The 21,770-nt window shown below is 37.0% G+C and carries 16 protein-coding genes; 8 read left to right on the forward strand and 8 right to left on the reverse strand.

The genetic code is table 11. The annotated features are described in order from the left end of the window. Positions 1 to 8: 8 nt before the first annotated feature. Together DKG80_RS09190 and DKG80_RS09195 are read right to left on the reverse strand one after the other, a co-directional pair. Positions 9 to 581 (reverse strand): hypothetical protein, encoded by a 573-nt coding sequence (locus DKG80_RS09190; protein WP_109831036.1) that lies wholly within the window; start codon positions 579 to 581, stop codon positions 9 to 11. Positions 582 to 676: 95 nt separating this feature from the next. After that, positions 677 to 1,255, reverse strand: coding sequence for a SiaB family protein kinase (locus DKG80_RS09195; RefSeq protein WP_109831037.1), 579 nt, complete (start codon positions 1,253 to 1,255; stop codon positions 677 to 679). A gap of 396 nt (positions 1,256 to 1,651) precedes the next feature. On the opposite strand from DKG80_RS09195, the gene DKG80_RS09200 reads away from it, so the two are divergent. The 7 genes from DKG80_RS09200 (at position 1,652) to DKG80_RS09230 (ending at position 12,164) form a co-directional block, all read left to right on the forward strand. Beyond that, complete coding sequence (locus tag DKG80_RS09200) at positions 1,652 to 2,734, forward strand: tetratricopeptide repeat protein (protein ID WP_109831038.1); 1,083 nt, start codon at positions 1,652 to 1,654, stop codon at positions 2,732 to 2,734. Continuing rightward, positions 2,734 to 4,674 carry a threonine--tRNA ligase gene (gene thrS / locus DKG80_RS09205; protein ID WP_109831039.1) on the forward strand — a complete coding sequence of 647 codons (1,941 nt, stop codon included), beginning with the start codon at positions 2,734 to 2,736 and terminating at the stop codon, positions 4,672 to 4,674. Before DKG80_RS09200 ends, thrS begins: the two co-directional genes overlap by 1 nt. A gap of 65 nt (positions 4,675 to 4,739) precedes the next feature. After that, on the forward strand, positions 4,740 to 6,107 hold the full coding sequence (gene mnmE, locus DKG80_RS09210; protein WP_109831040.1) for a tRNA uridine-5-carboxymethylaminomethyl(34) synthesis GTPase MnmE: 1,368 nt from the start codon (positions 4,740 to 4,742) through the stop codon (positions 6,105 to 6,107). A 140-nt stretch (positions 6,108 to 6,247) separates the two neighbouring features. After that, complete coding sequence (gene elbB / locus DKG80_RS09215) at positions 6,248 to 6,928, forward strand: isoprenoid biosynthesis glyoxalase ElbB (protein ID WP_109831041.1); 681 nt, start codon at positions 6,248 to 6,250, stop codon at positions 6,926 to 6,928. Between the two features lie 283 nt (positions 6,929 to 7,211). Further along, positions 7,212 to 9,755 (forward strand): glycoside hydrolase family 2 TIM barrel-domain containing protein, encoded by a 2,544-nt coding sequence (locus DKG80_RS09220; RefSeq protein ID WP_221409093.1) that lies wholly within the window; start codon positions 7,212 to 7,214, stop codon positions 9,753 to 9,755. 27 nt (positions 9,756 to 9,782) lie between these two features. Then, complete coding sequence (locus tag DKG80_RS09225) at positions 9,783 to 10,865, forward strand: nucleoside hydrolase-like domain-containing protein (protein ID WP_109831042.1); 1,083 nt, start codon at positions 9,783 to 9,785, stop codon at positions 10,863 to 10,865. Between the two features lie 21 nt (positions 10,866 to 10,886). Next, entirely contained in the window at positions 10,887 to 12,164 is a 1,278-nt protein-coding gene (locus DKG80_RS09230; protein WP_109831043.1) for a glycoside hydrolase family 117 protein, read from the forward strand. Positions 12,165 to 12,223: 59 nt separating this feature from the next. Here DKG80_RS09230 and DKG80_RS09235 read toward each other — a convergent pair whose 3' ends face one another. Further along, on the reverse strand, positions 12,224 to 13,393 hold the full coding sequence (locus tag DKG80_RS09235; RefSeq protein WP_109831044.1) for a sensor histidine kinase: 1,170 nt from the start codon (positions 13,391 to 13,393) through the stop codon (positions 12,224 to 12,226). Positions 13,394 to 13,479: 86 nt separating this feature from the next. Next, positions 13,480 to 15,117: an ABC-F family ATP-binding cassette domain-containing protein gene (locus DKG80_RS09240; RefSeq protein ID WP_109831045.1), complete on the reverse strand. Its 1,638-nt coding sequence runs from the start codon at positions 15,115 to 15,117 to the stop codon at positions 13,480 to 13,482. 184 nt (positions 15,118 to 15,301) lie between these two features. Between DKG80_RS09240 and DKG80_RS09245 the strand changes: the two genes are divergently transcribed. Next, positions 15,302 to 16,288: a hypothetical protein gene (locus DKG80_RS09245; RefSeq protein ID WP_109831046.1), complete on the forward strand. Its 987-nt coding sequence runs from the start codon at positions 15,302 to 15,304 to the stop codon at positions 16,286 to 16,288. A 467-nt stretch (positions 16,289 to 16,755) separates the two neighbouring features. On the opposite strand, the gene DKG80_RS09250 is transcribed toward DKG80_RS09245, so the two are convergent. The 4 genes from DKG80_RS09250 to DKG80_RS21130 form a co-directional block, all read right to left on the reverse strand. Beyond that, positions 16,756 to 17,730 (reverse strand): hypothetical protein, encoded by a 975-nt coding sequence (locus DKG80_RS09250; protein ID WP_109831047.1) that lies wholly within the window; start codon positions 17,728 to 17,730, stop codon positions 16,756 to 16,758. A gap of 1,135 nt (positions 17,731 to 18,865) precedes the next feature. Beyond that, on the reverse strand, positions 18,866 to 20,104 hold the full coding sequence (locus DKG80_RS09255) for a tetratricopeptide repeat protein (RefSeq protein ID WP_109831048.1): 1,239 nt from the start codon (positions 20,102 to 20,104) through the stop codon (positions 18,866 to 18,868). A 63-nt stretch (positions 20,105 to 20,167) separates the two neighbouring features. Beyond that, complete coding sequence (locus DKG80_RS09260) at positions 20,168 to 21,427, reverse strand: tetratricopeptide repeat protein (protein ID WP_109831049.1); 1,260 nt, start codon at positions 21,425 to 21,427, stop codon at positions 20,168 to 20,170. Positions 21,428 to 21,517: 90 nt separating this feature from the next. Continuing rightward, positions 21,518 to 21,685 carry a hypothetical protein gene (locus DKG80_RS21130; protein WP_162555776.1) on the reverse strand — a complete coding sequence of 56 codons (168 nt, stop codon included), beginning with the start codon at positions 21,683 to 21,685 and terminating at the stop codon, positions 21,518 to 21,520. Between the last annotated feature and the right edge of the window lie 85 nt (positions 21,686 to 21,770).

A 21,770-nucleotide genomic window follows, 5' to 3' on the forward strand; every position in this document is an offset into this window, starting at 1 on the left:
TACTATTACTATGCCTTGGCTTTAGATATTGGTGAAACTACTTTATCCTTTACTCCCATTTGTGAGCTAGAGATGGGGTTTGGGTTTAAAATTTTCTTTTTAATCTGCTTTAAGAAGTGCTTTTCAATACTAGATTCAAAAAACTTCAATAAAAGGGCTAACAAAAGTAAGATACCTATGCCAAAATATTTACCCATTTCTTCACTAAGATGAAGACTACTGACATCTTCAATAATTGGTTCAATGAAAAGTTGTTCTGTGATGAAAAGAACAATAAATACTACAAACAAGAGTCTAGAAGCTTTTTTGCCCACAGTCATTTTGTCGAGCTTATTAATGGTAACTTCTAGTTCAGAGTTTTTCTTTTGAATTTCAGAATTCTGATTTTTAATTTTTTGGTTAGCGTGGTCTAGTTTTTTCTGTAGTCGATCACTGATTCTTGTTATTACTTTACTCTGATCCAGCAAGTCTTTATAATTGACAGCAATATTTACTGCATCGTCCATGCTTAGATCTTTATTCTTCACCTTTCCTACATAATCAGAAAGTATCTTTTGCTCCTCGTGGTAAAGTTCCTTCATCCTATCTTAAAATTAGACAACACTTAGATTTCTCAAAAGTATGTTGTGTTCTTTCTTTCCTTTCATGGATAGCCAATCCTGTTTTCGTTATACAGCTACGCTGCAAGCTCCTTGTCTGTTTTTCTTTGACGAGGTACTCTGATTTGAAGTGTGAAATAAGAGTATTCATCATTAATCGTATGGAATTCATAAGCTAGCTTTTGGCTGGTTTTTCTTGCAATCTCTACAAAGCCTAATCCAGCAGTACCTTTATCAGAGAATTCACCATTATAAAGTATCTCTTTGTATAATTTTTTTAATCCTTCTTTATCTAACGAATTAATATTATCGATCTTTCCTTTGATTATGTTGATTTTGTTGTTGGGGATGAAATTTCCCGTCATTATGTTAAAGAAATTTTTTCTTGCCGTTACCATCAAAAGTCCAGCCTTTGAATCATAAGTACTTATTTTTTGATCTTCAGAAACCTCATCCATATGATGATAAAGGTTTTGAATGCATTCAGTCGCGGCACCATAGAATTTTTTCTTTATAATTCTGTCTTGCTCTATCTCTCCGATTCTTTCTTCTAGCGTCTCGATGATAGAAGTAACCAAGTCAAATGTTACTTCCCCTTTGTACATCAATACAATGTTAGAATCATATACGTTTTTGTATTTTTTCAGTAAATCCATTTTGATCCTCTACTTGGTGAACCGAATTGTAATATTATACTATCTGTTGTTTCTAACCGAGTAATTTATGCTTAATCAATTGTTTTTCTTTGAGTAAAAATAAATTGTACTTTTCAAAGATGGTCGAATAAAGAGTATTCTAGGGTGGTTTATGGGACTATCTTAGGACTAAGACAAGTGAATATTCTTCAAATTAACCTATAAACACGAGCGAACTCTATCAATTCGTGTTTAATTGCGAATTTTACCAATAATTACCTACACTTCCAAGTTTTAGTGTTTGTTTTGGGTATTATTTACTGTTTAGGGCGAGGTTCTAAGTGATTTACCTACACTTTTGGAGTTTTGGATTTTACTGATGGAAGCTCGTAAATTTCTAATAGTTGATATTCTTATATGTCTTTTTTAAATAGTTTAACAAGGTTATTTTTTGGATTATTTATATGTGTATTCCTTTTCCTAAGTTCATGCGGTATTAAAAGGTCTCAGTATGAGGTTTCGGATGTAAAATTAGATGGTTCTAAATATGGTAATAAGCCAATTGTTAGTGAAAATGAATTTGAAACCGTAAGACAATTAGGCTCCTTGGCTATTGAAAAGCTTACTTTAGAGTATTTAGAGAATGTTTTTGTCAGGAATAAAAATTCAACTACTGTTTTAAAAGTAGTTGGTGAACGATTGTTGGAGAAGAAAGAATATTTGAAAGCTGAAAGAGTTTTCAAATCAATATCAGATTTTGAAGAGTATCCGCAAGTACTAGCTTATTTAGCTCTCATTTTTGCTAATACTAACAGAAACGAGTTGGCTATGGATTATATGAACCGTTGTATTTATTTAGATCCAGAGAATAAGGATATAACTTCCCAGAAGGCAAAGGTTTATTTAGCGTTAAAAGATTCACTATCGGCACTGAAGTATTATGAATTGTCATTTGAAGAAGATTCTTTGGACATGAGATCTATAAAGGAATTAGTATATCTGTACCTTCATAAGGGGGATTTGGATAGGGCCGTAGAATTATATGATAGATTAGATAAGCAATATTTGTCTAAGGACTATTTTTATTCCTTGGGTTCAAAAATTATCGGTACAAAAGAGAATAGTTTGGGGGTGAGACTTTTAGAAGATGGTTTAGTGAATGGAGATGTCAGGTCAGGTATGAAATTGATTAAACATTATAAAGGTCTTAATAATCTTGACTCTGTATATTTTTATTCAGACATGTTATTACAAGTGGATTCTATGAATTTATATGGGCTGTGTAGTAAGGCAGACTACTTTAATGATAAAGGGTATTTTAGTAGTAGTGTACAGTATTATGAGAAGGTTTTATCAATAGATTCCTTGAATGAAGAAGCTCGGTTAGGACTTTCTAAAGTCTACGGAAAAATTGCATATTTGCGCAAAATTAAAGAACAGAAAGAGTCCCTTCAGTTGTTGGAAGTGCCGTCTCTCGATGTTAGAGAAATTTCAAATTAATGAGTGAGTCAAATATCAAAGTCACATTGCCAGATGGTAGTGTGAAAGAATTGCCAAAAGGATCGTCTGGAATGGATGTGGCATTGTCTATCAGTGAGGGTTTAGCAAGAAATGTACTGGCGGCAGAGGTCAATGGAGAAGTTTGGGATGCTTCAAGAGCTATCGATACAGATGCAGAAGTGAAATTACTTACCTGGAATGATGCTGATGGTAAATCTACCTATTGGCACTCTTCTGCACACTTAATGGCAGAAGCTTTAGAAGCTTTATATCCAGGGATTAAATTAGGTATCGGTCCGGCTATTGATGCTGGGTTTTACTACGATATTGATTTTGGCGATCACGATTTTGATACCGAAAACCTTGATATAATAGAAAAGAAGATGCTCGAATTGGCCAAGCAAAAGAATGTTTACGAACGTTCGGAAGTGTCCAAGGCTGATGCTATAAAATACTTCACGGAGAAGGGCGATGAGTATAAATTAGATCTGATTGATAGGCTCGAAGACGGAGATATCACGTTTTATAAACAAGGTGAATTCACAGACCTGTGTAAAGGCCCTCATATTCCTCATACAGGTTTCATTAAGGCGGCTAAAATCCTAAATGTAGCTGGAGCTTATTGGAAAGGTGATGAGAATAACAAACAATTGACTCGTTTATATGCGATCACTTTTCCTAAAGCGAAGGAACTTAAAGAATATTTAGAATTATTAGAAGAGGCTAAAAAAAGGGATCATAGAAAACTAGGAAAGGAGCTAGAGCTTTTTACTTTTTCTGAAAAAGTAGGGCATGGTCTGCCACTTTGGATGCCTAAAGGAGCGATGCTCAAAGATAGGCTTGAGACTTTCTTGAAAAAAGTTCAGCTTAAAGCAGGGTATAAACCTGTAGTGACACCACATATTGGTCACAAGGATTTGTATGTCACGTCAGGACATTACGAAAAATATGGTGAGGATTCTTTTCAGCCTATTAGTACGCCTCACGAAGGAGAGGAGTTCATTCTAAAACCAATGAATTGTCCTCATCACTGTGAAATTTACAATAGTACTCCAAAGTCTTACAAAGATTTGCCTTTGAGGCTTACAGAGTTCGGTACAGTATATAGGTACGAACAAAGTGGTGAATTACATGGGTTAACTCGTGTAAGAGGATTTACTCAGGATGATGCTCACATCTTCTGTATGCCAGAGCAAGTGAAAGATGAGTTTTTGAAAGTGATTGATCTTGTTCTTTATGTTTTTGGAGCTCTGGGCTTTGATGATTTTACGGCTCAGATTTCGTTGCGAGACCCTGAAAATACTCAAAAATATATTGGTACTGATGAGAATTGGGCTAAAGCCGAAAAAGCTATTATTGAAGCGACAGAGGAAAAAGGTCTTAATACTGTGACGGAGCTTGGTGAAGCTGCTTTCTATGGTCCTAAGTTGGATTTTATGGTTAAAGATGCCTTAGGTAGAAGCTGGCAACTAGGTACCATTCAAGTTGATTACAATCTTCCTGAACGTTTTGAGTTAGAATACACAGGGTCAGATAATCAAAAGCACAGACCTGTAATGATTCATAGAGCACCTTTCGGATCTTTAGAGAGATTTGTAGCCGTGTTGACTGAACATTGTGGCGGTAATTTCCCTCTTTGGTTGACTCCTGATCAGATTGCTATTCTTCCTATCTCAGAGAAATATGCAGACTATGCTAATGAAGTATATGCGAAAATGGAAGATTATGACATTAGAGGTTTTATTGATCATAGAGATGAAAAAATTGGTCGTAAGATTAGAGATGCAGAAACAGGTAAAATTCCTTACATGTTAATTGTGGGAGAGAAAGAAGCGGCAGAAGGTAAGGTAAGTGCCCGAAAGCATGGAGAAGGTGATTTAGGTAGTTTTACTCAAGATGAGTTTATAAAACTATTTAAAGAAGCTGCCTCAGTAGGTTAAAGTAAATGCTAAAATATTAAATGAATAGCGAGGAGAATACTTCTCGCTATTTTTGTTTCCGATATATGATAGAAAGGAATTTAGATACAATAATAGCCTTAGCCACTGCTCCAGGAGTTGGAGCGATAGCTGTAATTAGACTGTCAGGTCCAGATAGCTATAATTTGACGAATAAGGTTTTTGATGGAAAGGACTTAGCTGAGCAGAAATCGCATACTGTTCATTTTGGTAATATTGTAGATGATGAAGAGATTATTGATGAAGTATTAGTAACCTTATTTAAAAACCCACATTCATTTACCAAAGAAGATAGTATCGAAATATCTTGTCATGGTTCTCAGTACATCATAAATCGAATACTCCAACTATTTGTTAAGAATGGAGCTAGGTTGGCAGGTCCAGGTGAGTTTACACAGAGGGCTTACATAAATGGTCGTTTTGATCTAGCTCAAGCGGAGGCCGTAGCTGATTTAATAGCATCTGAAAATGAGTCCGCGCATGCCGCTGCGTTGAACCAAATGAGAGGAGGTATCTCGGGGGAAATAAAGGTTCTTCGAGAGAAGCTAGTTCACTTTGCATCTATGATTGAGTTAGAGCTTGATTTCTCTGAAGAGGATGTAGAATTCGCTAGTCGTGATGAGTTAAAGGAGTTGATAAAGAATATCGATATAGTCTTAGTAAAGCTCATTGATAGTTTTCAGTTGGGTAATGTTATCAAGAATGGGGTGCCGGTTGTGATTGTGGGGAAGCCTAATGCTGGAAAGTCTACACTGCTCAACGCTTTACTTGAAGAAGAAAAAGCTATTGTTTCGGATATAGCAGGTACAACTCGTGATATCATAGAAGATGAATTAAATATACGTGGTGTAAAATTTAGATTTATAGATACCGCGGGTCTGCGTGAAACAGCTGATCATATAGAAGCCATAGGAGTAGAACGCGCTGAACAAAAGATGGACGAAGCTGCGTTAATCATGTACTTGTTCGATTTGTCTACTGAAGCAATTGAGGAGATTAAGGAAACCGAACAAAAACTAATAGACCGTAATAAGCCCTACATCCTAGTTGGAAATAAATCTGATAAAGTAGATTCAATTCCAAATTCGTTGATTGAGGACGATGAATTTATTTCTATAGCTGCAAAGCATAACAAACAAGTTGAAGTTTTAAAAGATCGTATTTGGCAGAAGAGCCAAATGGACAATTTCAAAGCAGGAAATGTAGTTGTTACTAATGCTAGGCATTACCAGAGTCTGGTAAATACTCAGAATGCGCTACATGATGTTTTGAAAGGAATTGATTTGCAGGTGTCCAACGACTTCCTTGCTCAGGATATACGCCATTCCTTACATTATTTAGGAGAGATTACGGGAGAGATTACAACAGATGATTTGCTGGACAACATATTTAGTAAGTTTTGTATCGGGAAGTAATAACTCTTCTGTTTTTGTATTTCTTACACCACTTTTTTAACTGAAAGGATAAAGAGCGTTGCGATATGTTTTTCACGCTATGAGTTGGTCTATATCATAAACTGATTTAATTTGAATTAATCAAATCAAAAATAAACCTTATGAAAGCCGCAGTAATTCTAGCAGGAAGTGGAGTATACGATGGATCAGAAATCCATGAATCAGTTTTTGCATTATTAGCACTTGAAGAGAATGGAGTAGATTATCAATGTTATGCTCCTAACAAAAGCCAGTATCACGTGGTGAACCATATTACTGGTGAAGAAATGGACGAAACACGTAACGTCTTGGTGGAATCTGCTCGAATTGCGCGAGGGTCTGTTGTTGATCTTAAAGAGTTGACTGCTGATGGAGCCGACTTATTAGTGATTCCAGGAGGGTTTGGGGTAGCTAAGAATTTAAATCAATGGGCAATTTCTGGATCTGATGGTGAATTGGATTCTGAGGTCAAAAGAGTGATCAATGATTTTACCAAAGCTAAAAAACCAATCTGTGGACTTTGTATGGGACCAACAGTCATAGCTCAAGCTTTATCAGGAAGCGGTATTGAAGCTTCCTTGACAGTTGGTACATCTGCGGAGCCTACACCATATGAAATTGATGCGATCAGTGAAGGTATGGAATCATTAGGAGCTGTAACAGTAGCTAAGACTATAGAAGAGATAGCAATCGATCAAACAAATAAAATAGTAACGGCTCCATGTTATATGATGGAGGCCTCTCCATTACAAGTTAGAAACAATATCGCCCAAGCAATCAAAGCAACTGTAGAACTCATTTAGACAGTATTTTGCTAAGCTTTATAGAAGAGACTGTAGAGATAGTGCTCGTTAGAGTGGGGTTGTGATTTGATCTTAGCTTTATCCTTTGTTGGGTTATTGTTCAGTGTGTATAGAGTCTGTGTTTAGTCTGAAAACAGCCTGAAGAGACAATACCCCTCTTTCTTTGATAATATGTTTCTGTACACAGCTAGACACTCATCTAGCTTTGTACGGTATTAGTAGCTTAAGTTTTATTCTGGATACTTCGCATTGATGTATTTGAGAAAATGATAAGATCAAAGAAATGAGGATAGCAAAGACGCTTATTATGGTGTTAATTGGAGTAGCTCTGATTAGTGCCTGTACACAAGAGACAAAGGTTGAGTTTAGTAGAGAAATAGACTTTAACTTTGATTGGAAATTTACATTAGTAGAAGATACACTACCCCCTTCAAATGTTCCGTTGACAGACACCGAGTGGAGAGACATTCGTTTGCCACATGACTGGAGTGTAGAAATGCCATTTGACTCCACGCTAGAGGGATGCGTTGGTTATCTTCCAGGAGGAGTAGGAGTATATCAGAAACATTTCAAGACACCAGCTTCACCTGAAGAAAAAAGCACGTTTGTTTTATTTGATGGTGTTTATAACAGAGCGACTTTCTGGTTGAACGGTAAAAAACTTGGATTCAATCCATATGGATACTCACCAGTTAAATTCAACCTTACTGACCTATTAACAACTGACGGATCTGAAAATGTACTTACTGTACATGTAGATCGTACAAGATTTGCAGATAGTAGATGGTATGCAGGATCTGGTATATACAGAAATGTAAAACTCATCACTTTGGATAAAGTTCATATTCCTATTTGGGGAACATTCTTAACTACTCCAGAGATTACTGATGAGTCTGCCAAAGTTGATATTGCGATCAAAGTAGAAAACGAGAATGCAGATGCCAAATCTGTAGAGTTGAAAACTGAAATTATTGACAATAGCGGAGCAACAGTAGCTTCTACTATTGAAACTATTGACCTTGAAGCTGCTTCTTTAAAAGAGGTGAAGCAGGTTTTAACAGTCGCAAATCCTAAGAGATGGGATATAGATACGCCGAATATGTACAAGGCTATCACAACTATTTCTCAAACTGGTCAAGTTTTGGATCAATATGAAACTCCGTTTGGGATCAGAACCATAGAATTCGTAAAGAACGAAGGGTTTTATTTGAATGGAAAGAATACTTTGATGAAAGGTGTTTGTATTCATCATGACGGTGGACTAGTTGGAGTAGCCGTTCCTGAAGGGGTTTGGAGAAGAAGACTTCAAAAACTGAAAGGTGGCGGTGTGAATGCTATTCGTACTTCTCACAACCCATTTTCAGAAGAGTTTCTTAACCTATGTGATGAGATGGGGTTCTTGGTTCAGAATGAGATATTTGATGAGATCACTTATGCTAAGGATAAGCGTCTCAATATGAACGATCGTCAAATCGATTACATCACAAGAGGATATGCAGAGCATTTTACAGAGTGGGCTGAGATAGACTTGAAGAGAACTGTTCTTAGAGATAGAAATCATCCTTCAGTAGTTCAATGGAGCATTGGTAACGAAATCGAGTGGGCTTATAAAAACTACTGGTTAGCTACAGGATTTTTTGATGATCCTGAAGATCCTAGAAAGAGCAACGGATTCTTTGGCAAAGCACCTTTATACTCTCCAGAAGAGTTGAAAGAGCGTTTTGATGCACAACCTAAAGGAGAGTATGAGTTGGCTAAAACGGCAAAAGACTTGAATGATTGGATCAAAGAACTAGATACAACTCGTCCAACTACGGCTAACTTGATCATTCCTCAAATTAGTCATGTAAGTGGATATGCAGATGCTGTTGACATAGCAGGATATAGCTATAGAAATGTCATCTTTCCTTGGTCACAGAAGTATTTCCCTGAATCACATACTACTATCAATGAATGTCCAGGTACTTGGGATGACTGGAAGCAAGTATTAGAGTACCCGGGTGTATTCAGTATGTTTATGTGGACAGGAATAGATTATATAGGAGAGCGACACAACAAATGGCCAGAGAAGAGTGCTTGGGGTGATATGCTTGATCTTGCAGGATTTGAAGTTCAAGGATATAACTACTTCAAAAGTATTTGGAATGATGAGCCGCATGTTTCCATTGGTACTATGCCATTGAAAGGATCAGATTTCAAAGCGGATAATTACAGTGGATTCCCAGTGTGTAAGAAGAGATCTACCAAATGGAATACAGCTAAAGCTAACTTCCACTGGAACTACGAAGAAGGTGAGCAAGTATTAGTTGAAGTGGTTTCTAATTACTCTACAGTAGAGTTGTTATTAAATGGTAAATCACTTGGCTTTCGAAGCATGTCAACAAGCGAGGATCGAATCATGAGATGGATTGTTCCATTCAAGGAAGGGACATTGACAGCTAGAGCTGTACTAGGAGACACAGAAGCTACTGCTGAATTGAAATCTGCTGGTAAGCCTGCTGCTTTATCTTTAGTTGCAGAAGAAACAGATCTCAAAGCAGATGCATACGATGTGTCTCACCTAGTAGTACAGTTGGTAGACGCTGATGGCATTGCGGTCAAAACTGAAGACGTTAAAGTCGAGTTTGAAGTATCTGGACCAGCTAAATTGTTAGGAGTAGACAACGGAGCTTGGACAAACCATCAAGATTTTCAGGCTAATAATCTTGTAACATCAAAAGGTAGAGCATTGGCAATTGTTCAATCCACTAAGGAAGCTGGAACGATTACTATCACAGCCAAGGCTGATGGGTTTGCAGATCAAACTGTGACGATCCAAACGAAATAATATTGAATAAAGAAGGGAGTTTTTCATATGAAAAACTCCCTTCTTGTTTTACTGATCTACCAATCGAATATGATGAAAAGGCTTGTCACAATTTGCTTTATGCTAGTGGTATTGGTTGCCAATGCTCAAAAGCCAAAGGTATGGGTAATCAGTGATGGAGGTGACGGGATAAATGATCCAGATGATATCTCAGCAATAGCAAGTTATCTGCTGATGTCAAACCTTTTCGATACCAGAGCTATTGTCATGGCTAGCACAGTTCATGCTTGGAACAAAGAAACTTCAGATCAAGGAATATGGGCTTCAGAATTTTTTGGTAAAGCATATAGTTCAGATCTACCCAATCTCAAAAAGCATATAGGAGGGTATCAATCAGACTTCCGTTTTATAGAATCATCTATCAAAGGTCAAGGAAACAATTTTGATCCCAAGGAGGATGTAAACCTAAAAGACTACCCAAGTATTCTGGCTTTGTACAAGGAAGTAAAGAAGTCGAAGGAAATCATTAATGTATTGTGTTGGGGGCCATTGACTGAGCAGGCCCTTTTTGTGAAATATTGCTTAGACCAAAATAAACATAATGTCTTGTCTAAAGTGAGATTTATATCCCATTGGTCTAGTTCAAATTATCATACGGGTACTATGGAGAACCCCGAACTAACTCATAACTGCGTGGGAGATCCTATAGCCTGTGACTATATGAAGGTTCAGGCACTGAATGGACTGATCAAATTCTACGAATGTGGAGCCATTGGACAGTTTGGAATAGTAGAAAATGCTCAGAAAGGAAGTGACTATTATGATCAGTTTAAAGCAAGTCATCTAGGAAAAATATTTGCCGAAGGAAAATTCAAAAAAGAGAGAGTTGATGATTCAGACTGTGCTACCTACTGGGTTTTAATAGGAGATTATGGAGTGTCTTTAGATGATTTGGCTGGGAATGGACTCAATATGCCGGAAGTAGAAAAACGGAACGAAGAAGCCTTTGCTAGTCATGCTGAACTAATCCGTCACGAGATACTGAGAAGGTCTAATGCAGCAGCTGGTAAAGTAGATGCTATAGAAAGCGACTATTATATTGCCCCTAGAGGGAGAATCGAAAGAAAATAGAATTATTGAAAAACTACATATATGAAAAGAATCGCAATAATGTTGAGCATGCTCACGCTAATATGGGGATGTAAGCAAGGAGGTGAAAGTGGAGTAGAAGAGACTGCTAAAGAAACAGGAGTTTTTCCTCAAATCATGCCTGAGGAGAAGCCTGATTTTGCACTAAGTGCGTCTATGGATCGTATTTATACTGACTATGAATCTCCAAGACCTGACAAAAACGAACTGTTTAGCCAGTTCAAATACACCGAGCTCAAAGGTTTTGATTACAATGGACACGATGGGACGATCACTCGTAGAGACCCTTCTAAGATATTGTTACATGATGGGAAATACTATGTGTGGTATACTTATAGAAATACACCTACACCACCTCAAGGAGCTGCTAAATGCAATGATACTATCCCTTCTTCTGACTGGGATTTATCCGAAATCTGGTATGCTACTTCCACAGACGGCTTTAACTGGGAAGAACAAGGAGTGGCTATTAAAAGACCAGAAAAACCATTAGTAGGGTGGAGGTCTGTGACGACTACTGATATCCTGGAGTGGAAAGGAAAGTACTATTTATACTACCAAGGTTTCATGGAGGCAAGTGGCAAGCGTGGAGACGATTGTCCTGTGGCAGTGTCTTATGCAGATTCCCCCGATGGACCTTGGACTCCGCACAATGAAATCGTAATTCCTAACGGAGGCGAAGGAGCTTGGGATCAGTTCTCTATTCACGATCCATATCCACTCGTACATGATGGCAAGATTTACATTTATTACAAGTCTGATTTTGGTCAAAAAGGTGATTGGATCAGAATGCAAGGGTTGGCCATAGCAGACAACCCGCTAGGGCCATTTGAGAAGCATCCTTTGAACCCTTTAATTACCTCTGGACATGAGACTTCATTGTTTCCATACAAGGGAGGAGTAGCTGCTTTAGTCTATAAAGATGGACCTGAGCATAATACCATTCAGTACGCAGAAGACTGGGTAAACTTCGAGATAGCTTCTATTACAGAGTTGATGCCTTATGCCGCAGCACCATTTGTGCCAGATGCATTTACTGATACCAAGGATGGTAGAGGGATCACCTGGGGACTTGCACACTTTATTAACTACACAGGAGAATGGAGCAAGTTCAATTCAAAACTAGTAAGGTTTGATTGTGATCTAAGCAGAGATATTCATGATCCACAGATGAAGCATCATAGAGTCAATCACAAACCTGATGTGTATTACAGACAGGCCTTGACTCAAAAGCAACGCAAAAGAATCTCAGAAGAAAATAAAGCCTTGTTAGGATTATAATTACTACAACAACCGAATAGGGGAAGGAGGAAATTGATCATCCTTCTCCTTATTTCTAATTAGCATATAGGAAGAGTAAACTTAAAATCAGACCCGCCTAGATCATTAGACTCTACCCAAATTTTACCACTATGGAGTTCGGTTACTATTTTGTGACAATGAGCCAGTCCGAGACCATGTCCTTTGAATTCCTTTCGCTGATTTAGCCGTTTATACAGAAAGAAAATCTTTTCCCTGTCTTCTTCAGCGATGCCTATCCCATTGTCAGAAATGGTGAATTGCCAGTGCTTATCTAGTTGTTCAGCACTAATGTTTATCTGAGGGCTAGTTCTACAGAATTTTATCGCATTACAGATTAAGTTTTGAAAGACGATTCTCAATTCGAAATCATAGCCTCGTAGAATAGGTAAGTTATTGAATTTAATATTGGCTTTTTTTGATTTTACTAAGCCATGAAGATCTGAAATTAAGTAGGTAACCAATTCATTCAAGTCCACCCGTTTTATGACTGATTCTTTGCCTATTCTAGAGTATTCAAGTATTCCATTGATCATGTCAGACATACGGGAAGAGCTAGACTGAATGTAATCCAGATACATCTGTATCTCCTCATCTTCTGACTCTTTGAGTTTACCTTTCAGTAGATTGATGAAACCTTTGATGGTACTGAGTGGCTCTTGTAAGTCATGAGATGCCAGATAGGCAAACTGCTCTAGTTCTTTGTTTTTGAGTTCTAGTTTTTCAACATATTTTTGATAGTCTCTTGCTTTTTGAAGCTCGGTGATATCTACATGACAGCCTACCATCAGTGTCGGGCTGCCATTCTCTTCTCTTTCGACTATTTCACCTTTACAGATTACCCAGATAATCGAATTGTCCTTTTTTCGAAACCTAACTTCTACTTCAAAAGGTGTCTCTCCGTTAGATTTGAGATGTTTTTCCATCGACGACCACGAATGGGGAACATCATCAGGGTGCATCAGAGTATTAATAGTATCCATACTATTTTCCAATTCATCATCAGAGTAACCCAATACCTCTTTCATGTGAGGACTGATATAAAGAGAATCGTTAACGATGTCCCAAGTCCAGTAGCCAGCTAATGTAGCTTCGGTAATGCTAGTGAATAGTAAGTTTTTGTGTGCAAGTTGTGACTTTGTAAATTCAAGTTCTTCAAGCAATAAGCCATGGTCGGCTACTTCAGTTAGTCGTCTTTCGTTGGTTTTCATAAATGTATATTGATCCAATATACAGGTGGATGGATATGATGAAGTTATACAAAAAAACTGACAGAACCGATATATGTCACAATGACTTATTTCATCATGTTTATTTCAGCAATACTCTTGATTCGATTTCTCTCCAAAAATGCATCGATCGTCTCAAAATGCTCTACCACTCGTTTTTCTTTGAACTCAAATACTTTCTCCGACAACCCTCGCAAAAAGTCTCTATCATGAGAGACCAATATCAGCGTCCCATCAAAAGCCTTCAAAGCCTCTTTTAATACATCTTTAGACTTTAGATCAAGGTGATTAGTAGGTTCATCAAGGATCAATAAGTTGACAGGTTCTAGTAGCAGTTTGACCATAGCCAATCTCGTTCTCTCCCCTCCAGAGAGTACCCCGACTTTCTTGTCGATGTCATCACCCTGAAACATAAACCCACCAAGGATGTTTTTGACTTGTTTACGAATATCTCCTTCAGCCACTTCATCAACAGTCTCGAAGACCGTCTTTTCAGAATTAAGTAATGAAGCTTGATTTTGAGCGAAATACCCGACTTTCACATTGTGCCCTAATTGGCAATCACCCTCCACTTCGATTTCCTTGAGGATGGATTTCACCATAGTAGATTTACCCTCACCATTTCTACCGACGAACGATACTTTTTCGCCTCTAGAGATTGTCATGTTAGCATTTTCGAAGACGACATGATCACCATACGACTTAGAGACATCTTTGACGATCACAGGATAGTCACCAGATCTAGGAGCAGGAGGGAAGCGAAGCTTCAATGCTGAAGTATCCACCTCATCGATTTCTATGATTTGGAGCTTTGAAAGCATCCTTTCCCTAGACGCTACCTGATTGGTCTTAGAATATGTCCCTTTGAATTTTTCTATGAAAGCCCTGTTGTCAGCGATCATTTTTTGCTGCTCCTGATAAGCTTTGAGCTGAGAAGCCCGACGTTCTTCGCGAAGTGTAAGGTATTGGGAATAATTGGCCTTGTAATCATATATACGCCCCATCGTCACCTCGATCGTACGGTTGGTGATGTTGTCGATGAACGCCCTATCGTGGGATATCACTATAACAGCATCCGCCTTGTTGACCAAGAAGTCTTCAAGCCAGATCACAGACTCAATATCGATATGGTTAGTCGGCTCATCTAGTAGGATCAAGTCTGGTTTTTGAAGCAGAATTTTTGCAAGCTCTATTCTCATTCTCCATCCACCACTGAATTCACTCGTCTGACGATTCATATCTTCTTGAGTGAATCCCAAACCTTTCAGAGCCTTTTCCACCTCAGCATCATAGTTGACCTCTTCTAGGATGTAATATTTCTCACCTAGCTCAGACACCTTTTCGATGATTCCCATGTACTCTTTGCTCTCATAGTCCGTACGAGTCTCCAGTTCCTTATTGAGTCGGTCCATTTCGTCTCGCATTTCATAGACGTATTGGAAAGCCTTAGCCGCCTCTTCGAAGACCGTACAATTGTCTTCTGTCAATAAGTGCTGAGGTAAATAAGCAATCTTCGCATCCTTTGGCGCACTGATTTTTCCCTTAGTAGGTTTTTGTACACCAGCGATGATCTTCATCATAGTTGATTTACCAGCCCCATTTTTACCCATTAGGGCGATTTTGTCCGTAGGATTGACATTGAACGATACATCACTAAAAAGAGTCGAGCCGCTGAACTCCACGGCAAGATTATCTACAGAAATCATAGTCTTTGCTTTAGACCTGCGAATCTAAGGAAAAGGCTTGAACCTGTAGTGGTTGACTTACGCTTACACTGGCTTTATTATAGAGTAATAGGGGGAGTAAATGTCATTTGTCAAGATGAGTAATAGGCGGGATTTCGATTCTACTAAATTGCCGGCTTTATTAATAATCTAACATTTTAATTGTATGAAGATTCAAAGACTATTATTCCTATTATTAATTACCATTCTATTGGCTTGTGAAGACGAAAGTCAAGTAGAAGAGACAGAAACAGAAGTAGATTTAGAGGTAAGTATAGCAGAAAACTTACCAGAAAAAACAGTCTACGGTGCGGCGCACAAAGTGCGATTGGGATTGAACAAACATCAAGATTCGGTCTCTGTAAAATGGACCGCCGACGGTGGTTCTTTTAGTTCGGAGTCAGGTATTTCCAATACTTGGAATGCACCAGATGAGAAAGGTGTATACAGCCTAGCTGCTGAAGTAAGTGAAGACGGTTCTATTCATGATACGTTTGATTTTTCAGAAGTAGAAGTTGTCGGTAGCTTTTATGAGACTTTCGATTCCGAACTGTCAGCTAATTGGTTGGTGAATGAAGAAACCACTACCACAGCTATTACTGATGGAAGACTCAAAGTGACTAGATCAACATTGGATGATAAACCTGCAAATTTGATTCTGAAAATGACACACATGGGGGTTGAAACAGCTGTACCTGTAGCTTTTTCAGTGGATGTCAAAGAGAATTTTACAAATGCAGCCTCAAGAGCTGATTATAGGTTTGTTAATTACTTTGACGCATCAGATGTTCGAGACGGAGAAAAGTATTTATTCACTCTCGCTTTATATGTAGTTCCATCACAAAACAAATTGATATCTAGGATTGGAGTAGCGCAAAAAGGAAGTGAATCCTTAGCAGGTGGGGTCAAATTTTATTCATTGAATGAATACTCCGTCGTAGGTACGGAAATCAATCTGGATGTAGAAAATAATTGGTCAATTGAAATCGATAAAGACTTTAATTTGAACTATTTGGCAAATGGTAAGAGCTTCTATTCAGCAAAACGAGCTGCAACTGATAGTATTTTAATACTAAATGAAGTGACTAGGTTTCAATATCTTGACAACAGCCTAAGTACTGAATTGGACAATTTGATTATTGATCTAAAGTAGGTTGTCTCAAGGGTCAGTGCTTTCTCAGAGCACGACGTAAAGTAAAGTGGTAATTTGTTTTAGAGGGGTGTTGTTTTCTAAAAACAGGTTGCCACTTTTCATGTCTGTAGGCATACATCTGCGCTGGTGCGAGTTTGTAGCTCGTATCAATATCATCCATGCAGTCATTTAAATTTCGTATCTTTTATAACGTAAAGTCCGAGTTGCAAACTCGAACTAGCCTTCACTTCACATCCATGCTCGGACTAGCAGGGACTTGAAAAAGACCTTATCAAAGAAGCTGCTTGTTTCAAGGTTTGTGTTCAGCTCGTTAATACACTAATGAGTAAAAAAAACTGTCTCAGAAATAAAAAATAAGTTGAGCAAAATGTAACGCATTAGTTATCACTTGTACTTGTTTAATTTCTATTTCTGAGACAACCTATTTATCTCTTACTATAAATTTAGTTTGAGACTAAAATTAATTTTTAAAGTTCAGGACTAGGTTCAGGCTCAAATTCAGACTCTGATTCTGGAGAGTATATAGATAGTGTTTTGAAGTTTTCATCAATTTCAATATTAATATCATCTACTGGCTCGTACTTAAAACCAACCTCTAATAACTGCATCTTATCTGAAAATGGATCATCATCACAGCTCACAGTAGTATAAGTTCTTAGCTGTCCTTCAATTATTCCAGATTCTATTGTGTATTCATTGGTAAATAGACCTGTTGAATAATCCGACGTATAATCTGAATCATACCATGACTCCTGATGAGGGTTATAATGCATTCCACTTAGTGAATTTTCAGAACGGATGATTAAATAAATATCTTTAGGGGATTCTTGTGAAAGGTTAATAGTATATTCAATTCCCCATCCTGATACTCGCCAATCATTTCTAGGTATCCATCTTGCACCGCAATCTTTTGATATTGAACTTTTATTAAATCCTACAACAATAGGCTCAAGAGGGGTAATAGTTAAGTCGTGTTTATTGCGAGCACCAATACTACCTCCAGAACTAACGCTTATAATTTCAAGAGTAAGGGTTTCGTTTTCTAGTTCTCTTACTCCGTCTTCTACAATTAGCATCTCTACATTATAAGCAGTAGCTCCTTTAGGAATAACAAAAGTAGTGCTAGTCAAAGGAGTGACATCTTTTATGAAATCTGCAGTTCCTGTAGCCTGATAGGTTACAGAGACTTCTTCAGTACTTGTCCCAACCAATTTTAAAGGGATAAGAATAGTTCCACTTTTTTCATTGGCGATAGTTTCTCCCTCCTTAAACGAGATTTGCAAGTCACTTTCTTGAGAATCATTATCGAGTTCTGTAGTTAAAGCTTTCTGAATTTCTTCACATTCACATGTGTCATCGCATGAGTAAAAAAGAGCCGAGAATGATAGGATAAAGGTTAGAAGAGTTAAGTTAATCTTGCGTTTTAAGCGGTTAATTTTCATTTTTATTTGTTTTAAATGTTTCTAATTAATTTTCTTTTATCTAAAGATGATTCAGTTTCTTGTCTTAGGATAGAGTGCTGATAGTTAGATGAATACTTCAGTTCTATAGTACTTTGATGAGTTATTTTAATCTCACTTATAAGCTGTGAAGAATTGATTCTATTTGCTTAAATCGTATGAACTGTTTTTATAGGTCAACTTCTGAGTGGGATTTAATAGCGCTTACTGTTTTGTGGTGTACACAGTTTGTCAATACACTATTGAGTTGTATGGTTTTCTCGACGAATGATTGGCAGAATCTAGGTTTTACCGCGAATAAAAGAGAAGAATAATAATGAAGGTTAGAAATAGATATCGCTTGCATAGTAGTTAGATGTTTTTAGATAAATGTCAGACCTGTATTAATAAAAGAATTAATCCAGAATATTCTTGGATACAAGATTACTTAAAATAGATGTGACGTTCAAAAAAAAATGCTAGCTAGGTGTCTATAGCATAGCTTTATTTTCGATAAGAGATAATTCGATTAAGCTTTATTTTCAAATACATGGTTGCATAATATTATCTTCTAGTATACAGACAGATTAAAGGGGGATCTATAAAACCTTCCATAACCTCATCTCTTAGACGCATATTCAAGTATTAATCCGTTCTATTCTACTAATGGAATTAGGTATTCTAGGTTTAGTGAAGGTATTTAAGCTCAAACTCAATGTTTTTTAGAGTTTGAGGCACATTTTAGTGAAAATAGATCGTCTCTTAGTTACTGAAACACACCTAGACGATCCACCAGCTATTTATTCCTGGAATAATTCATTCCCGACATGGAATAACTCATTCGTCAGGTGGTAGAATTCATTTTTTGATGGAATAACTCATTCATGAAGTGGTAGAACTAATTCCTGATATGGAATAATTCATTCTTAAGGTGGTAGAACTCGTTCCTATACTGGTAGAAATGATTTTTTAGTGGTAGAATTTATTCTTTGACACGAATATGTCAATCTAGAAGAGGAATGGCACAATAGTTCATGTTCAGATTCAAATCACAGCCTTCTATCAAAGGGTAAATAGATCATGAAAGACAGCTGTTAATCGTTTTTAGCTAACAAGAGAGCTAGGTATTAGTACAAACTCAAGCATGATTAATCAAAGTCTCGTCTATTTCTTTTATTAGAGACTTGTATGCCTTTCTTTTCTTTCGGGTGTATAAGCGTATCAGTACGATCGAAATCAATATTAATAATACCAATGCCACAGCAGCTATGATCCATTTTTGTAGACTCTTTTCTAGCTCCGAATTATGAACTCCTTTTTCATGGTCTTTTATAATTAGCTGAGCATTGGCTTTTCCAAGGTCAGTATTCAAACCAGTTATTTGTTCAATGTTTTCTAATTCAGCCAATCGGCGCTGGTCATTTTTGGCAATTGCTATTAGTTTGAGATACTCTAAAGACTCAGTCAATTCAACGGTGTGTTGAGATTTGGTCGAAGTGCTAGGAAGATTGAGGTGCAAAGCTTTGTCTAGGTATATCAAAGAAGAGTCATAGTCTCCAAGGTGATAATAGCACCTTCCTATACTGTTTAAGAGAGGAATATAAGTATATAGATATTCCTGATCAACACGCTTCTCTGCACTGATATACAATTCTAAAGCTTCTTTATACCTCTGCTGAATCAATCTAATATTTCCAATATTGAGTTTGGATATAGCGATATTCTCCTCACTTATATCTGGGACTTGTCCTGATTCATAGTATAGCTGAGCTGCTTTTTCTAAATCCCCTTTGTCTTTACTATTTCGACCTAGTTCATTGAGAGATAATGAAACTATGTCGCTTATACCAAGTTCTTTCGCCAGATAGTTGCATCTTAAAAGACTCTTTGTGCATTCATCGTGTTTCTTCTGACTTCTGAGGCAGATACCAAGATTGTATAAACAATATACCACACGAACTTGGCTGCCCTGTTCTTCAGCTATAGCTAATGCATATTCAAACAGCTTCTGAGCCTCAGTGATGTTGTTCATCTCCAAATTATTCAAACCTGAGAGCTGTGCAGTTTTATATTCGAGATCTTTCATGTTGTCGTTTTCCAGAGTTATCGCTCTTGATTTGACCCCATATGTTAAGCTCTTTAAGTATTCCTGCTGATAATAAAATTGTTTGGCTATCAAGTAATAATATTCAGCAAGTTCGGGTTGATCTACTACAGGGTTTTTGGAAAGGTAGTCATTTAACAATGCTATTGATAGTTGGGCCGAATCTAGCGCTACAGCTTCTGCTTTTAGCTTTTCAAAAGTTGATGAATCTGCTTGTACAGCCAGCGAGATGGTTAAGGTAAATAGTAACAGTAGGGGGAGTTTTAGATTCATTTGTATCCGTTTATTTGTTAGGCAATAGTCACTGCTTAGACTTATCGAATGAATTTATACTGCTCACGCATGATTAATCAAAGTCTCGTCTATTTCTTTTATTAGAGACTTGTATGTATTTCTTTTCTTTCTCGTGTAGTAGCGTATCAGTACGATAGAAACGAAAATCAAAGTCAACAGTCCAATAGCAATGGTAATCCATTTTTGGTTGCTTTTTTCTAGTTTCTTATTTTCTACTTCCTTTTCGTGATCCTGAACGGTCAGCTGGATATTAATTTTTTTAAGTTCTTCTAGATTGGCTATTAGGTTAGCGTTATACCTAGCCATCTTTTGCATAATCCCCTTATCCACCAACAAGTTCTCGTTATTTTTCGCTTTGGCAACTAATTCAAGGTATTCAAAAGATTCTTTCAACTCTATGGGGCGATTAGCCATTACATTGGGCGTAGGAATATTTAGATGGAAAGCCTTTTCAAGATAAGTCAAAGCTGAGTCATAAAGTCCTACTTGATAATAGCATTTACCTATACCATTTGATAGAGGAATATAAGTATACAAATATGTTTCATCTATAAGATTCTCAGCTTTTCTATATAATTCAATAGCCTCATTGTACCTCCCTTGAATCAATCTAATATTTCCAATATTGAGTTTAGATATAGCAATATTTTCTTCACTTATATCAGGTACTTGTCCTGATTCATGGTATAACTGTACTGCTTTTTCTAAGTTTCCTTTTTTCTCACTATTCCATCCTAATTCGTTTAGAGATGACGATACGATGTCGTTTATGCCAAGTTCTTTAGCCATATCGTTGCATTTTGAGAGAATCTTGGTAGAAGCGTCATATTTTTTCTGATTGTTTAAGCAAAGGCCAATATTGAATAAACAGTATACTATTCGGACTTTGTTTTCTTGTGCTTCGGCAATGTTCAAAGCAAGTTCAAACTGTCTTTGTGCCTCAGTGTAATTGTTCATCTCAGTATTAATAACTGCTGACAACTGGTCTAATTCATATTCGAGATCTAGTGAATTTTCATGCTCTAGAACTAACTCTCTTGACTTTAGTATGAACGATAAACTTTTTAAATACTCTCGTTGACTAAAAAATTGTTCTGATACCAGATAGTAATAATCTGCAAGCTGATGTTGTTCTACTTCATCATTTTTGGATAGATAATTATTCAATAAAATGACTGATTGTTGGGCAGAATCAAGTGCCATCGCCTTAGCTTTTAGCTGTTCAAACTGCGACAATTCAGCCCTCACTACTAAAGTGCTTGTAATAATTAAAATTAAAAGCGCCGGTTGTTTTAGGTTCATTTGTATTGGTTTAAGTGTTGTATACAATATTAGTTACTTAGACTTATCAAAAGTCGGAAGAGACAATTGCGTCTCTTCCAAAATTCATTTCTAATTAATAGAAGAAGGTCTTTTTGCTTTATTACCACCTTTACTAGCTGTCGGATTTACGATCTCCTGATCAAGATTTTCATCTTTAGCTGGGATTTCATCCTCCGCACATGCGAAACAGATGACTGGAAAAATTAATAATGCGACCAATTTAAGAAAAGATTTCATGATTATAATATTTAAATGTTAAATCCTCCAACCTAGGAGGCCTTCTTTATTGTAACCTTAAATCAATTCATAGTTGGTTTAAATT

Origin of the sequence: Reichenbachiella versicolor (assembly GCF_003171675.1) — a bacterium.
GTDB classification, from domain to species: Bacteria; Bacteroidota; Bacteroidia; order Cytophagales; family Cyclobacteriaceae; genus Reichenbachiella; species Reichenbachiella versicolor.